This is a genomic window from Pseudoalteromonas rubra, assembly GCF_005887115.1.
In the GTDB taxonomy this organism is placed as follows: domain Bacteria; phylum Pseudomonadota; class Gammaproteobacteria; order Enterobacterales; family Alteromonadaceae; genus Pseudoalteromonas; species Pseudoalteromonas rubra_F.
Window position 1 is genome coordinate 147,647 of record NZ_PNCJ01000007.1, and the last position, 13,606, is coordinate 161,252.

Genomic DNA, 13,606 nt, shown 5'->3' on the forward strand with positions numbered 1-13,606 from the left:
GAATAGAAGCCTAGCCAGCGTACAGTGTGCTCTGGCTAGTGTGCTTTTTTTACTTACCCGCTAAGTGCTGGGTTAAATGTCTGTGAGCTTACTTCCCTTCCTGCTCAAGGCGCAGCAACAGGGCTTTAATGTCGTCTTTGGCACCTATAATGTGCTTTTTCAGGAATTCGCAAGCACCGGCTTTGTCTTTTTCGTGACACAACTTAAGCAAGGTGCGGTGTTCTTCTGGCGCGGTTTTCAAACCACCGGCAAGCAGAATATGCATACGAACATAGCGCTCTGAATTTTTACTGTACACATCAACCAGTTCACGGGTCTGAGGGCGCTCAGCTCGGCTATACAGTTTGTTGTGAAATTCGGCATTGAGTTTACCCGTTGCCAGCTGCGTATCACCAGCGTCGGTCGCTTCTTCCAGATCGGCCAAAATCGCTTCAGCTTCAAGCAGGTCGCGTTTGGTCAGGTTTTCAATTGAGTGACTCAGCAACTCCGCTTCCAAAATGGCGCGCAAATCAAAAATCTCATCAATTTGCTCAGCACTCAAACGGGTAACAGTGGCCCCTTTGTGTGCTTCAAAGTTTACCAGTCCTTCCGCTTCCAACTGCAGTAGCGCTTCTCTGACAGGGATCCGGCTGACATTCAGTTCATCGGCCAGTGCAGCCTGACGTAACGGTTCTCCGGCTTTAATTTCGCCACAGAGGATTTTTTCTCGGATCGCTTCAGCAACCAGTTGAGTTCGGGTTTTATGTACAATCGCCATAGGGTTAATTAATTATTATCATTGGGATACATTATACGTGCATTGCTATAAATTGCACGCTGTGAGGCACATAGTTCGCGCTCTATGAGATGATATCATGATCAAATAGGCGGTTGCACAAGCTAAGGAACAAGCTTATGCAACCGCACTCCACGGGGGTTACAGACGTTCTATCTTCTGTGATTGCCTAACTCTGTACACATAATGGACGTAAGAACCGCGTCATCGCTTGTGTCCCGACCGAGGTCGAACGGACATCCGTAGATGACGGATAAGGTCCGCCATGATTCATCGACCCGCACACCTCTACACCGGTTGGCATTTGGCCAAAGATGAGACGACCCACTTTATAGCTCAATTCATCCAGAAGCGTTTCCTGTACCGCAGCTTCTGCATTAGTGGCATGCACACTGGCTGTTAACTGGCCTTGCAGTTGCTCTACAACACTTAGCAGCTGAGCTTCATCACGATATCGAACAATGAGGGCACTGGGACCAAACACTTCTTCGTGCAAGCTGGCATCCTTAATGAAGTCTTCTGCCTCACAGGCAAACAAATGGGCGTTGGCATGAAAAGGCTGGCTCTGCTGGGCACAAGCCAGTGTGCTGACATGAGGGTTGCGCTTCAATTCATCCATGGCTTTGTCAAAACTACTCAAAATTCTGGGCGTCAACAAAGTATCCGATGGTGCGGCTTCAATTGCCTTTGCTGCCGTCGCTTCAAACTCAGCTTGTCCATGAGGAACCAGCCACAGTCCCGGACTGGTACAGAACTGACCATTGCCCATCAGCAAAGACTGTACGAGTGCTGTAGCCAGCGTTGTACCCCGCGCTTGTGCATACTCAGGCAAAATCAGTTGCGGATTAACGCTACCTAATTCGCCATACAGGGGGATCACTTCTTCACGCTGATGGATGGTCTCAAGCAAAGCCTTGGCCACATTCAACGATCCGGTAAAACCAACCGCTTTAACCGCTGCGGCCCCCACCAATTGATGGGACAGTGCATAGTCTGCGCCCTGAATCATCGAAAACACACCATCTGGCATCTGACAGTCATGAATGGCACGCTCAATGGCACGCGTCATTAACTCACTGGTACCCGGATGTGCGGTATGACTTTTCACAATCACAGGACAACCTGCGGCCAGCGCGGCTGCCGTATCGCCACCCAAGGTAGAAAAAGCGTAAGGAAAATTAGATGCACCAAAAACCGCCACCACGCCGACAGGCAAATAACGCAATTCAGTGGCAGGTTTAGGTAAGGGTGCTCGGTCTGGATCTGCGGGGTCCTGACGTGTCAGTGCCAGTGGTGCCAAGTCCTGTTCAAGCGCTGCAGCAAATGCGTTGAGTTGGTTTATCGTGCGCATCCGCTCGCCTTCCAGCCTGGCTCTGGGTAGCCCGGTTTCCAGCATAGTGGTTTCAATCAGACCATCGCCCAGCGCAAGGACCTCTTCGCCAATTTTACGTAAAAAGGCTGCACGCTGCGCATACGCGATACGGCGATAGGTTTTAAATGCAGTTTGCGCTTTGGAAATTGCGTCGTTCAGCTGTGCATGATCGGCATTAAAAAACGGCTGATGATGTCTTTCATTGGTTTGTGGGCAAAACGCAAAAAACTGCCCATTGTCTGCCTTACCGCGCCATTGCCCGGCAATAAAACTCTGTCCTGTCAAAGTCATAGCTGTCTCCTTAAGACAAGTGATGTGAACAGGCCGACATCAGCCTGTTCACGGTTAAAGCACCTGAAACCCAAATGCATATGGGTCGTCGTCATCCACGGTAATACAGTTATGCCCTGTCACACGGGCCCAACCCTGAATGCTGGGCAATATGGCACTGTGACCGGCGATTTCTGTGGTGCCCTCGATGCGACCAATAAACTGGCTGCCAATGTAGCTTTCATGAATAAAGTCCTGACCACTTTGCAATGCGCCTTTTGCAAACAGCTGAGCCATACGCGCACTGGTGCCGGTACCACACGGAGAGCGGTCTATCGCTTTATCGCCATAAAATACCGCGTTAGCAGCGCTGGAATCCGGCTGCTTGGGGTCACCTGTCCACAACACATGAGAGGCACCGCATACAGTCGGATCGAGTGGATGTACACAAGCAATCTGCGCATTGACGGCATCACGGACTTTGGGGCTCATCGCCAGCAGCTCAGCGGCGCTCGTCGCATGCGTGCCTTTAAAATTGCCCTGAGGTTCAACAATAACGTAAAAATTTCCCCCATAGGCAATGTCGACCTGCAGCTCCCCAATCCCGGGAACTGAGATCACCTCATTCCTGTGTGCCAAGAATGCGGGAACATTAAACAACTTGACCCATTCCACCTTGCCATCGCGCATAGAATAATAAGCGTCGACCCGCCCGGCAGGGGTATCTAACCTGAGACGTCCTGGCTCTTTTGGTGTTACCAGCCCCTGCTGCAGCGCAAATGTCACGGTACCTATGGTGCCGTGCCCGCACATAGGCAAACAGCCAGAGGTTTCAATGAACAAAATAGCCACATCACCGTCTGCTGTGGTGGGTGGATACAAGAATGACCCCGACATCATGTCGTGCCCTCTGGGCTCAAACATCAGTGCGCGACGGATCCAGTCATATTCCGCCAAAAAGTGCTGGCGTTTATCGCTCATAGTCGCGCCCTGGAGCTGTGGATGTCCACTGGTTACCAGCCGTACCGGGTTGCCACAGGTGTGCCCGTCAATACAGAAAAATGTTCCCTTATTCATAGGCTTAATCCAGATTAAACTTGCTTAAGTCAACCCGGTTAGTCAGTGCCTCATCATACAAGCGACGAACATAGGCTTTCTCATCTTCGGTCAGCGGTAAACGCGGAGAGCGAGTCACTTCACTGCCGCGCCCGGCCAATTGCTCTGCATATTTGATGCACTGTACCAAAGTTGGAATAGTGTCCAGACGTAGTAAAGGCAAGAACCAGCGCCACAGCTCACGTGCTTCTTCGTAACGGCCCTGCTGAGCCAGCTTGTAAATAGCAACAGATTCACGGGGAAATACATTTGTCAGACCAGAGATCCACCCGGTTGCGCCCAGCATTAAGCTTTCCAGTGCGATATCATCCACTCCACCGAACACCACATAGCGATCGCCAAAGGCCGAGAACAATTCACTGATCCGGCGTGTATCTTCTGTTGCTTCCTTCACAGACACGATATTCGCTTCTTCAGCAAGGATTTTCATGCCTTCAATCGAAACATCCACACCGTAAGTTACCGGATTGTTGTATATCATGACAGGCAAGGTGGTGTTGCGTGCAACCTGCTGATAATGGTGGATGGCCTCTCGCTCTGTAGAGCGATAAACCATGCCAGGCAGTACCATGTAACCGTCAACACCGATTTCTTCAGCGTCGCGCACAAACTCAACAGCCAGTGCGGTGGTCGTTTCGGCCACACCCGAAATAACGGGTACTCGTCCTGCAACCACTTCTTTTGCTGCGCGCAATACATCGCGTTTTTCCTCAGCACGTAGCGAGCAGTTTTCACCCACTGTGCCTAATACAATAATACCATGCACCCCTTCTTCAATCAGGGTGTTGATCATCGCTTTTGTGGTGTCAAAGTTGATGCTTTCGTCGTCATTAAACTGGGTCGTTACTGCGGGATAAACACCCTGCCAATCTACTTTCATGATAAGTCCTCTGCTTAGTTTGTGCTTGCCATCATAGGTATATTGTATACAATAATCAATATCCAAATTTAAGAAAATTGCCAGAACGTCAAAAATTGCGACATACAAATTGGTAAATCAATGAAAATTATACGGTTTATTTTTTGGTTAGCTTTGCAGTGGCCTCTGGTTGATAACATGCAATCTGACAAACGAGAATAACAATGACACATTCACTTCAAATTGCAGTTGTGGGAGCTGGTGTAATTGGCTTGTGTAATGCCTTACAACTCGCCCGTCAGGGACACAGCGTCACACTGTATGACCCGGCAGGTATTGGTGAGCAATGTTCGCGGGGTAATGCCGGTCACTTCGCAACCGAGCAAGTATTTCCGTTGGCTGACAAGGCCCTGCTGCCTCGCATACCCATGATGCTGCTCGATAAGCTCAGTCCTTTGCGCATTGATCACAAATACTTTGTTAAAGCGTCTCCCTGGCTGAGCCGCTTTTGCCTGAATATGCTGCCGGGCCGGTTTAAACGCCATACCCGGGCTTTGCGGGCACTCAATGAATCAGCCTTAGCGGCGTTCAAGCGGCTTTTGCAGGAGGACTTTGAGAGCAATATCAACCTGCGTGGCAGCCTGCTGACCTTTGAACATGACAGAATCAAAGAGATCCGTGCCATACAGCACAAATACCAGCAGCAAGGGGTGGCTGTTGAGTTGCTGGACCGCACACAACTCTTTGCGCTGGAGCCCGGCCTGAGTCGATGCATTCACTATGCGCTGTACTTTACCGAAGTGGGCCATACCTCCGACCCTTATCAGCTAAGCCAGGCTTTATTTCAGCGGTTTAGCGCGCTGGGAGGAAGATATGTAAAGGCTGAAGTGTGCGCTATCACTCCTCTGAAAGAGGGTTCAAACAGTCCTGAGTTGACTCAGATAAAACTTACCACACAGACACACAGTTGTCGCACTTTTGACCGGCTTGTATTGGCCACCGGGGCCTGGAGCAAAACTCTGTGTGCTCAACTTGGCTATAAACTGCCAATCGAAGCAGAGCGTGGTTACCATAATATGCTGCCTGTCATCAGTGGCCTGAGCCGCCCCGTAGCCTCTGCCGATCGCCAGTTTATCATGACCCCCATGCAAAATGGCCTGCGGCTGGCCGGAACCGTGGAGTTTGCAGGTCTGGACACCCGCCCTAACTATGAACGCGCGCAGATGTTACTGACTCACGCCCGGGCCATACTCAGGGACAACGACGCCTTGCAACAGGGCGAGCACTGGATGGGACCGCGGCCCTCACTGCCTGACTCTTTGCCGGTAATAGGGCGAGCACCGAATCATCCGAACATTTACTTTGCCCTGGGACATCAGCATCTGGGCCTGACTCAGGCCGCAATCACCAGTGAGCTCATCGCACAGTGCATTGCAAATCAACCAACAACGCTGGATATTGGCCCCTACAGTATTGCGCGTTTTCAATAACGAAAAACAAACAGGAATCACTATGAAAGGCATAGGTTATCAGAATCGTGAAGCGGCACTGGCCGCACTGACAGATATGACGCAGGATGTGGTTGCAGTTCAACCCGAGGAGTATCTACACCGCATAGAAACGGCGCAAGCCTATATGCGCCAGCATAATATAGCAGCGGTTTATCTGAATGCTGGTACCAATTTAAAGTATTTTACCGGCTTACAGTGGTATCCGAGCGAGCGTATGGTCGGCGCTATTTTACCAGCGCAAGGCGAAGTGCAATTTATAGTACCGTTTTTTGAAGTCGGTTCCATCAAGGACTATCAGGTTATAGAAGGCCCTATGCATACCTGGCAGGAAGAGCAGTCCCCCTATAGCCTGTTGACCAAGGTGCTGACCGAGCTGGGCATTGCACCGGATGCGACACTGGGCATTGATGAAAGCGCCGCTTTTTTTATCGCCGATGGCATTCGTCAGGCCGGACCTGCGCTCAACCTGATCAACGCCAAGTGCGTCACGGCCCACTGTCGCATGCATAAGTCTGACTCAGAGCTGGCCCTTATCCAGCGGGCCATGGACATGACGCTCGCAGTGCACAAAGCAGCAGCCTCGATACTTCATGAGGGGATCACCACCACAGAGGTGGAAGCCTTTATCAATGAAGCGCACCGTAAAGTGGGTGCAACCGGCAGTTATTTTTGCATTGTGTTATTTGGCACAGCCACCTCTTTTCCGCATGGTGTAAAAGACCCGCAGACACTTAAGCAGGGCGATGTTGTATTGATAGATACTGGCTGTAAGTTACAGGGTTACCTGAGCGATATCACCCGCACTTATGTATTTGGTGACGCGACTGAGCGCCAGCGCACTATGTGGCAGCACGAGAAAAATGCGCAGCTTGCTGCATTTGCAGCGGCTCAGCCAGGCTCCCCTTGTAGTGATGTCGATTTAGCTGCTCGCAGTTATCTTGCAGCACAAGGACTGGGACCGGATTATCAGTTGCCGGGTTGTCCACACCGAACCGGACATGGTATTGGCCTGGACATTCATGAATGGCCTTATCTGGTGAAGGACAATCCGGAGCCTCTGGCACCGGGTATGTGTTTCTCTAATGAGCCAATGTTGGTACTACCCGGGGAATTTGGTATTCGACTGGAAGATCATTTTTATATGACGCCAGACGGACCAAAGTGGTTTACCGAACCTGCACACACAATTGATGATCCATTCGGTCTAGATAGCTAACCACAATCCAGCGCTGCGTGACACGCGGCGCTATCCTCAATTTACACTCACCAATACCTCAAATGGTATCAGACCCATAATTAACCCAAACTCTGAATTACACGCACTGCATCAACTTCCCCGCGTCCTCAAAACAGCTTCAGAAAAGTCACGTAACAATCTGTAATGACTGAATATATTTTTATTTAGTAAAATCGTTTGATTAATTAATTTTTATACGATTTAATAATGCCAATCCGCATGATTCAGTAGCCAATCTTGAGACGAGTTAGTCTCGGCGATAACGAGGCCAAATTTTTGCTGTTTAGTTGTTCTAAATGAGAAATTTTTAACCCTGTTATCAGCAGATTAACCCTTTCCAATTGGTTATGCATTATTGCGGATTGATATAACTCAGGCAGCGCATTACTCCAACCCAAAAAAGACGCTGCCAAATGCAATTAAGTACCCATATCAACAAGGAATAAATATGAAACTAACGGTTAAAAAAACCCAGCTAAAGCGTTTATCGAACAAGCAAAATACCCTGCCAAAACAGGCAACTCCACAAATTGCGGGTGGCCACCAGGGCGCCTCAATCTCAGCAGGCATTTTGTGTGAGATCACCTCACTGGTGAATTGCTCAGGCGAATGCTCATTGGTGGTTTGCCCACAGTAGCCATTAGCCGGCCACCTCTGAGCGCCAGGCACAGAGGTGGTTGATAAAGTTCAGGACACGAAAACAAGCAACTTGCTTCAGAAATAGTAGCCGATGTTAACATTGAAACGGCGCTCAACGTCATCGCTATCACCGACCAGTGTCCCACCAACAAAGGGTTGATTTTTGGCATGCACCAAGTCGATATAGGCAAATACAGGGCCTGCTGCCACTGCCATACCTGTGATATTCATCCAGGTGTTTGCGCTGTCATCAGACTTACCATGCATTAAGCCAAAGTCATTATAAACGGTCAGCTCAGTTAGCGGCCCAAACTCAACCTGCCAGTCATAAGATACGCCCATAGTCGTCGACGCAGCCTGTGCCGCTATGGTGTCATGCATCGCATTCGCAGCAACCGCAATCTGGGTAAATTCATCGACCTGATAATCATACTCAGTGTGTTGAAAATGGACATACCACTGATGATATCGATTAGACGCATGCATAGCCCAGGCGTGATAATTGCCGGCCCGGGAGATGCCATTGTCCAGACCGCCATGCAGTGCTGAGAATCCGATCTGGGTAGAGCCAAAGGCATGATCCAGCTGATAGGCAAAGCGCCCTGCCAGAGTGTTATACTCAGCCAGCTTTTGTCCAGGCGTGTCGTAAACGCCCTCACCCGCAGTGCGCAGACCAACGATGTCCACCGAGTACCGGTCTTTGCGATCTTCCGCCGCACCATCTATGCCCCCGTGGTCGTCGTTTTTGAAAAAGGCCAGATCCAGTTGCCAGTTATCCTGCATAGTACGTTTGAACACCAGACCTAAATCATAGTCCTCTTCCAGACCAACGAAATAATTGGGTGTCATAAAGTAACTGTGTGATGCAACCGGCGTATTACCAAATGGTACAGGCGCCAGGCCGAGCTGAGCCTGCCACTGCGGTGTGAGGTCGTAGTCCAGGTAAGCAAACTTCACAACCCGCATGTAGTCATGAAATCGCACTTCCGCATTGATACCGATATCAGCAACCTTACCTGATAAATTAATACGAGCCAGATCAAAGTCGATGTCACCACCACGACGCTCACTGTCCTGATCGTAGGAGTTCATACCATAGTTAAACCGAATAGCTCCGCCTACCTTTACGCCCTGCTCAGCAGGTTTATTGTCTGCTTCTTGTTGTGCTTCAAGCTGTACCACTTTTTGCTGCAAATTAACAAGTTCACGCTTAAGCGTATCTAACTCTGTCGCGTTCGTATCAACGGAGGCAGAGCCAATGATCAGGGCACTCGAAAACAAAATAGTGCGTCGGGAATTAAATGACATAGAGACACATTCCGGGGTAAAGCTAAAAAATTCGCGCAAGCCTATATGACAACGCTGACACGTTCAAATTAAAGAATTTCGCCCGAATGTAAGGGATGTAAAACACTGTGCAATGGAGGTTTCAGTTTGTAAATTCTGTAGTGAAAATGCAGTTATGCTGTTTTATCTTCTTACCTAAAACATCAAGAGAACCAAGAAGAATAAAACTAATTATCAATTGCTTATATACCCCCCGTGAGATACCGCCCTCATTAAAGTTAGCGAATAGTTACCAGTAAACGGTTTATTGGCAATTCTGAGCCCTTTTTTGCCCGGAAGAATTGATCGAACAATTTTCACCCGCTCTGACCGCTGGTAACCTGCCGCTTACCGCACCCGGTGACATTTTTGACCAAAACGCGCTAATCTGTGATCCTCTTTCTGTCGACTTAAGTTGAGCAAGCATGAAGAAAACATTAAACAACATTGCATTAAGCTTATTTTTTATCTCTGCCCAGAGCGTCCAGGCGGTTGAGCCTCAAACTATCCCAGTTGCAAAGAGCGCTGATAACTATCAACTGGAACTGGTTGCGAGGGGTATTCAGATCCCCTGGGGAATGGTGTGGCTAAACGACAAAGAGCTGCTGGTCACTGACAGATCGGGGCAACTCCGCCTGATCAAAGAGGGTAAGCTGGTCGACAAACCGATCGAAGGTGTGCCAGAGGTACATGCTGAGCGCCAGGGTGGCCTGCTGGATATCGAGATAGACCCTGACTATAGCGAAAACGGTTGGATCTATTTTTCTTATTCCGGCTTTGAAGGCGAAGAAAAAGGCAGCAATACATCTATCATGCGTGCACGCCTCAAAGATATGAAGCTGGTTGATAAGCAGTTAATATTTGATGGTTTTCCAAATACCAAGCCTTCTTTTCATTTCGGCTCTCGCATTGAATTCGACAAAGATGGCTACCTGTACTTTTCGATTGGAGACAGGGGTAACCGGGACGTGCACCCGCAGCGCTTAGATCATGATGCAGGTAAAATTCATCGTATCAATGCCGACGGCACTATCCCCGATTCAAACCCATTTGCAAAACAAAAGGATGCGCGTAAAAGTGTGTATTCCTATGGCCACCGCAACCCACAAGGTATGGCTATGCACCCCAAAACGGGCGAGATCTGGACCCATGAGCATGGCCCTCGGGGCGGCGATGAGATCAATATCATCAAGCCGGGCCTGAACTATGGCTGGCCTGTGATCACCTATGGAATCAACTATAACGGAACAAAGATCACCGACGAACGCACCCGAGATGGCATGCAACAACCTGACTGGGTATGGGTTCCTTCTATTGCACCATCCGGTATGGAATTTATTACCAGCGACAAATACCCACAATGGCAAGGCCATCTGGTTGTCGGTTCAATGAAATTCGCCCATCTGGTACTGGTTGAACTTGACGGCAATAAAGTGGTTGGTCACAGTAAGCTCTTCGAAGGCGCCGGCCGTGTGCGCAGCATCGCGACCCACCCCAACGGTGATCTTTACCTGGGGATAGATGGCAGCGGGATCTATAAAGTAGTACCAAAAGCAAAGTAGCCTGTAAAATCCCTGACGATTAGCTCTTTGCCCAAAAGCCGGGAATTAATCGTCAGCTCCACAAATTTTGAACAGGATGCCTGACGAGAAGTTTTTGGTCGACTACTCGGTGATGCCCGAGACTATGGCGCCCTTCTCATTATGTGCCGCAGATTTACAACCCCACCTCAGCAGGAATCATACAATGTCCTCAGACTTTATTATTCAGTCAATTGACAAAAATAGCGTTCAACAAGCCGCGCATTTAATTGTTAATGTGTTCAATGAACGAGAGCCTTTGGCACATTTGAACGCCGCTGACCCCAGAGAGTTCGCCGACTACATGCTTTTTTTATCAAAAAAATGTGCAGAAGAAGGCCTGGGTTTTATTGCCAGAGAGACCAATACAGATCGGGTAATAGGTGCGATACTCTCCGCTGACTTAGCCGAAACCGTTAATGGGGATAGCGGTCTGAACGAAGTACACACCAATCCGATAGCGGCATTAATTGGTGCATTAAACGGCGCTTACTTTACTCAAGGTGACATACAAACAGGCACCTATTTAAACATCAAGTTTGTCGCCACAGACGCCAACTTTAAAGTAAAGGGAATGGTGACAGCCCTTATTTCAAAGTGTATCCAAGAAGCTAAAGCACAGGGGTTTAAGTTTGCACAGGCAGAAGCCACGGGCAATATATCGCAACATATTTTTGCTAACAAACTGGGCTTTGAAGAGAAGGAGTTTATTAAGTACAGTGAGTTTGAGTTCGCAGGCGATACTCCTTTTTCGTCCATTACAGAACATCAAGGGATTAAGCTTTTAGTAAAGAACATCTGACAGTTAACAAACGATACTCTGTGCGCCAGTACGGCTGGCGCGAGGGTTGACAAGCAAACTGCATGCCCCTCCCCTTTATTGCCTCACTTAACAAGTCTACAAAAACGGGAATTGGTATAGTCCAACAGTTGCCCCCTTGTGTTCCTGAAAAACAATCTTATATCCTTCAATGGTCGTGAATAAAAAAACATCAACCGTCATATAAATACTCATCAGGAACCTCAAGGAGCGTACACATGAAATTGGCCCAGTTAAATATAGCTAAAGCGAAATACCCGCTGGATGCCCCCGAGATAAAAGATTTTATCGACAACTTAGAGCTGGTTAATGGTATTGCTGAAGACAGTGAGGGGTTTGTATGGCGACTAAAAGACGAATCGGGTGACGCAACTCACATTCAGATGTTTGACGACCCCAGTATTATCGTCAATATGTCGGTGTGGGAGTCTGTTGATGCACTTAAAAACTTTATGTTCCGCACCCATCATCGCGAATTTATGCGCAGAAAAAGCGAATGGTTTCATCGCCTGGCCGAAGATACCTATGTGCTGTGGTGGATTGACGAAGACCATATACCGACGCAAGAAGACGCATTGGCGCGTCTGATGCACTTGCGACAAGAGGGAGATACTCCCTATGCCTTTACATTTAAGACTAACTTCACAGCATCGGAAGCGGCTATTTACTCCGGAGATGTACAGGGTTAGCATGCTATGAGGTATACCATTTAAAAACAATAAGTAAAAAAGGACCAATCTTATGAAATATGTGTGCCTGATGCGCGGAATTAACGTCAGCGGCCAGCGTAAAATAAACATGAAAACGCTTTGCACGCAACTCGCTGAACTTGGGATGGATAATGTCAGCTATTATCTGCAATCTGGTAATCTGCTCTTTGACACCTCACTGACCAATTCAGAGATCAAAGCTACGATCACACAATTGCTTGGTGATGCCTACGACTATCAGGATGTCGATCTGTTCCTGTTTACCTTTGATGCACTGCAAGCCATTTACGATGAGATGCCGACATTTGGTCCTGATCAGGATGAAAGCAAAAGCCACTTCACCTTCCTCAATGACACACCTGATACCACCCTGACTGAGCAGATGGACGACCAAGCCTTCTTGCCAGATCAATATCGAATTTGTGGCACTATGGTTTACGTCTATTGCCCCAACGGATATGGCAGAACCAAAATACACACCAATTTTTTTGAGCACAAACTTAAAGTCAGAGCCACCACCAGAAACCACAAAACGGTTGCGACCTTACTGGATAAACTCAGCAGCTAACGGATGCCATATAACTGACCCATCATTAACACGGCAAGACCGACGAGCTGGCCGTGTTTGATAAATTGCTCTCCTAGATCAATAGTTTGAGCAGTGCACAATGATTCGTGGATACAGTGCCTTAACTCGTCATTCGTCGAATAAACAGACACTTTTGGTATAAGTTGATGTAATCTGTCCCCGAAATAACACCTTTGATAAGGAGTTTAGGTGAAACTCATTTTTATTTGTACTCGATAAAAACACGCAGCTGTTACGGCAGGTATCACACTGTGAAATCGAGACTTTAAGGAAAACCATATGACCGTAATTATCAGGGAACCACAGGTATCAGACTCAGAGGCAATTCACCAAGTCTCTGGCCACCTGGGTTATACCGAATTATCTCCCTCAGAGGCATACGAAAACCTGCATGCACTACTCAACTCTCCTCAGGACAAGCTCTACGTTGCAGAGCGCAATGGCCTAATCGTGGGCTGGATACATGTGTTCTACGCTCGGAGATTGGCATCAGCCGGCTTCTATGAAATCGGAGGGCTAATTGTGTCTCCTGACGCCCAGGGGCAAGGAATAGGCCGAAAGCTGGTTAACCATGTGCGTACGCAACACCGGGGGACAGTCAGAGTTAGGTGCAACATGCTAAGAAAAGATGCACATCGCTTTTACGAATCAATTGGGTTTAACAACACCAAAGGTCAGTTTGTTTTTCAAGCGGATGCCATAAGAGAGTAAATAGCTTGTATACTGGCTATGCATTCACCAAAAAGTAAAATAACGCTGCCAAATTAGAGTGACATTCAGGTATACATGAAGTAATGGCATG

At 48.4% G+C, this 13,606-nt stretch carries 13 protein-coding genes; 8 read left to right on the top strand and 5 right to left on the bottom strand.

Features of this window, described 5'->3' with window-relative positions; translation table 11 throughout:
* Positions 1-88 precede the first annotated feature (88 nt).
* The 4 genes from CWB98_RS04560 to CWB98_RS04575 all read right to left on the bottom strand — a co-directional run bounded on the left by CWB98_RS04560 (position 89) and on the right by CWB98_RS04575 (position 4,413).
* Positions 89-757, bottom strand: coding sequence for a GntR family transcriptional regulator (locus CWB98_RS04560; protein ID WP_138543783.1), 669 nt, complete (start codon positions 755-757; stop codon positions 89-91).
* Positions 758-944: 187 nt separating this feature from the next.
* Positions 945-2,438, bottom strand: a complete 1,494-nt coding sequence (locus CWB98_RS04565; protein ID WP_138543784.1) for an aldehyde dehydrogenase (NADP(+)) — start codon at positions 2,436-2,438, stop codon at positions 945-947.
* A gap of 54 nt (positions 2,439-2,492) precedes the next feature.
* Complete coding sequence (locus CWB98_RS04570) at positions 2,493-3,494, bottom strand: 4-hydroxyproline epimerase (protein ID WP_138543785.1); 1,002 nt, start codon at positions 3,492-3,494, stop codon at positions 2,493-2,495.
* Between the two features lie 4 nt (positions 3,495-3,498).
* Positions 3,499-4,413, bottom strand: a complete 915-nt coding sequence (locus CWB98_RS04575) for a dihydrodipicolinate synthase family protein (protein WP_138543786.1) — start codon at positions 4,411-4,413, stop codon at positions 3,499-3,501.
* 203 nt (positions 4,414-4,616) lie between these two features.
* Here CWB98_RS04575 and CWB98_RS04580 point away from each other — a divergent pair, with 203 nt between their 5' ends.
* The 3 genes from CWB98_RS04580 to CWB98_RS04595 all read left to right on the top strand — a co-directional run bounded on the left by CWB98_RS04580 (position 4,617) and on the right by CWB98_RS04595 (position 7,777).
* On the top strand, positions 4,617-5,882 hold the full coding sequence (locus CWB98_RS04580; protein ID WP_138543787.1) for an NAD(P)/FAD-dependent oxidoreductase: 1,266 nt from the start codon (positions 4,617-4,619) through the stop codon (positions 5,880-5,882).
* A gap of 22 nt (positions 5,883-5,904) precedes the next feature.
* Positions 5,905-7,119 carry a M24 family metallopeptidase gene (locus CWB98_RS04585; RefSeq protein ID WP_138543788.1) on the top strand — a complete coding sequence of 405 codons (1,215 nt, stop codon included), beginning with the start codon at positions 5,905-5,907 and terminating at the stop codon, positions 7,117-7,119.
* 469 nt (positions 7,120-7,588) lie between these two features.
* A complete protein-coding gene (locus CWB98_RS04595) occupies positions 7,589-7,777 on the top strand; it encodes a hypothetical protein (protein ID WP_138543790.1) in 189 nt (62 codons plus the stop codon).
* 77 nt (positions 7,778-7,854) lie between these two features.
* Here CWB98_RS04595 and CWB98_RS04600 read toward each other — a convergent pair whose 3' ends face one another.
* Positions 7,855-9,087: a carbohydrate porin gene (locus tag CWB98_RS04600; protein ID WP_138543791.1), complete on the bottom strand. Its 1,233-nt coding sequence runs from the start codon at positions 9,085-9,087 to the stop codon at positions 7,855-7,857.
* A gap of 443 nt (positions 9,088-9,530) precedes the next feature.
* Here CWB98_RS04600 and CWB98_RS04605 point away from each other — a divergent pair, with 443 nt between their 5' ends.
* The 5 genes from CWB98_RS04605 (at position 9,531) to CWB98_RS04625 (ending at position 13,515) form a co-directional block, all read left to right on the top strand.
* Positions 9,531-10,667, top strand: coding sequence for a PQQ-dependent sugar dehydrogenase (locus CWB98_RS04605; RefSeq protein WP_138543792.1), 1,137 nt, complete (start codon positions 9,531-9,533; stop codon positions 10,665-10,667).
* 184 nt (positions 10,668-10,851) lie between these two features.
* Entirely contained in the window at positions 10,852-11,487 is a 636-nt protein-coding gene (locus CWB98_RS04610) for a GNAT family N-acetyltransferase (protein WP_138543793.1), read from the top strand.
* A gap of 236 nt (positions 11,488-11,723) precedes the next feature.
* Positions 11,724-12,194 (top strand): DUF3291 domain-containing protein, encoded by a 471-nt coding sequence (locus CWB98_RS04615; RefSeq protein ID WP_138543794.1) that lies wholly within the window; start codon positions 11,724-11,726, stop codon positions 12,192-12,194.
* Positions 12,195-12,246: 52 nt separating this feature from the next.
* Positions 12,247-12,783 (top strand): DUF1697 domain-containing protein, encoded by a 537-nt coding sequence (locus tag CWB98_RS04620; protein ID WP_138543795.1) that lies wholly within the window; start codon positions 12,247-12,249, stop codon positions 12,781-12,783.
* A gap of 300 nt (positions 12,784-13,083) precedes the next feature.
* Positions 13,084-13,515: a GNAT family N-acetyltransferase gene (locus CWB98_RS04625; RefSeq protein WP_138543796.1), complete on the top strand. Its 432-nt coding sequence runs from the start codon at positions 13,084-13,086 to the stop codon at positions 13,513-13,515.
* Positions 13,516-13,606 lie beyond the last annotated feature (91 nt).

Coding starts and splice junctions, on each gene's coding strand:
- CWB98_RS04560 (WP_138543783.1), bottom strand. CDS start 757: ATGGCGATTGTACATAAAACCCGAACTCAACTGGTTGCTGAAGCGATC.
- CWB98_RS04565 (WP_138543784.1), bottom strand. CDS start 2,438: ATGACTTTGACAGGACAGAGTTTTATTGCCGGGCAATGGCGCGGTAAG.
- CWB98_RS04570 (WP_138543785.1), bottom strand. CDS start 3,494: ATGAATAAGGGAACATTTTTCTGTATTGACGGGCACACCTGTGGCAAC.
- CWB98_RS04575 (WP_138543786.1), bottom strand. CDS start 4,413: ATGAAAGTAGATTGGCAGGGTGTTTATCCCGCAGTAACGACCCAGTTT.
- CWB98_RS04580 (WP_138543787.1), top strand. CDS start 4,617: ATGACACATTCACTTCAAATTGCAGTTGTGGGAGCTGGTGTAATTGGC.
- CWB98_RS04585 (WP_138543788.1), top strand. CDS start 5,905: ATGAAAGGCATAGGTTATCAGAATCGTGAAGCGGCACTGGCCGCACTG.
- CWB98_RS04595 (WP_138543790.1), top strand. CDS start 7,589: ATGAAACTAACGGTTAAAAAAACCCAGCTAAAGCGTTTATCGAACAAG.
- CWB98_RS04600 (WP_138543791.1), bottom strand. CDS start 9,087: ATGTCATTTAATTCCCGACGCACTATTTTGTTTTCGAGTGCCCTGATC.
- CWB98_RS04605 (WP_138543792.1), top strand. CDS start 9,531: ATGAAGAAAACATTAAACAACATTGCATTAAGCTTATTTTTTATCTCT.
- CWB98_RS04610 (WP_138543793.1), top strand. CDS start 10,852: ATGTCCTCAGACTTTATTATTCAGTCAATTGACAAAAATAGCGTTCAA.
- CWB98_RS04615 (WP_138543794.1), top strand. CDS start 11,724: ATGAAATTGGCCCAGTTAAATATAGCTAAAGCGAAATACCCGCTGGAT.
- CWB98_RS04620 (WP_138543795.1), top strand. CDS start 12,247: ATGAAATATGTGTGCCTGATGCGCGGAATTAACGTCAGCGGCCAGCGT.
- CWB98_RS04625 (WP_138543796.1), top strand. CDS start 13,084: ATGACCGTAATTATCAGGGAACCACAGGTATCAGACTCAGAGGCAATT.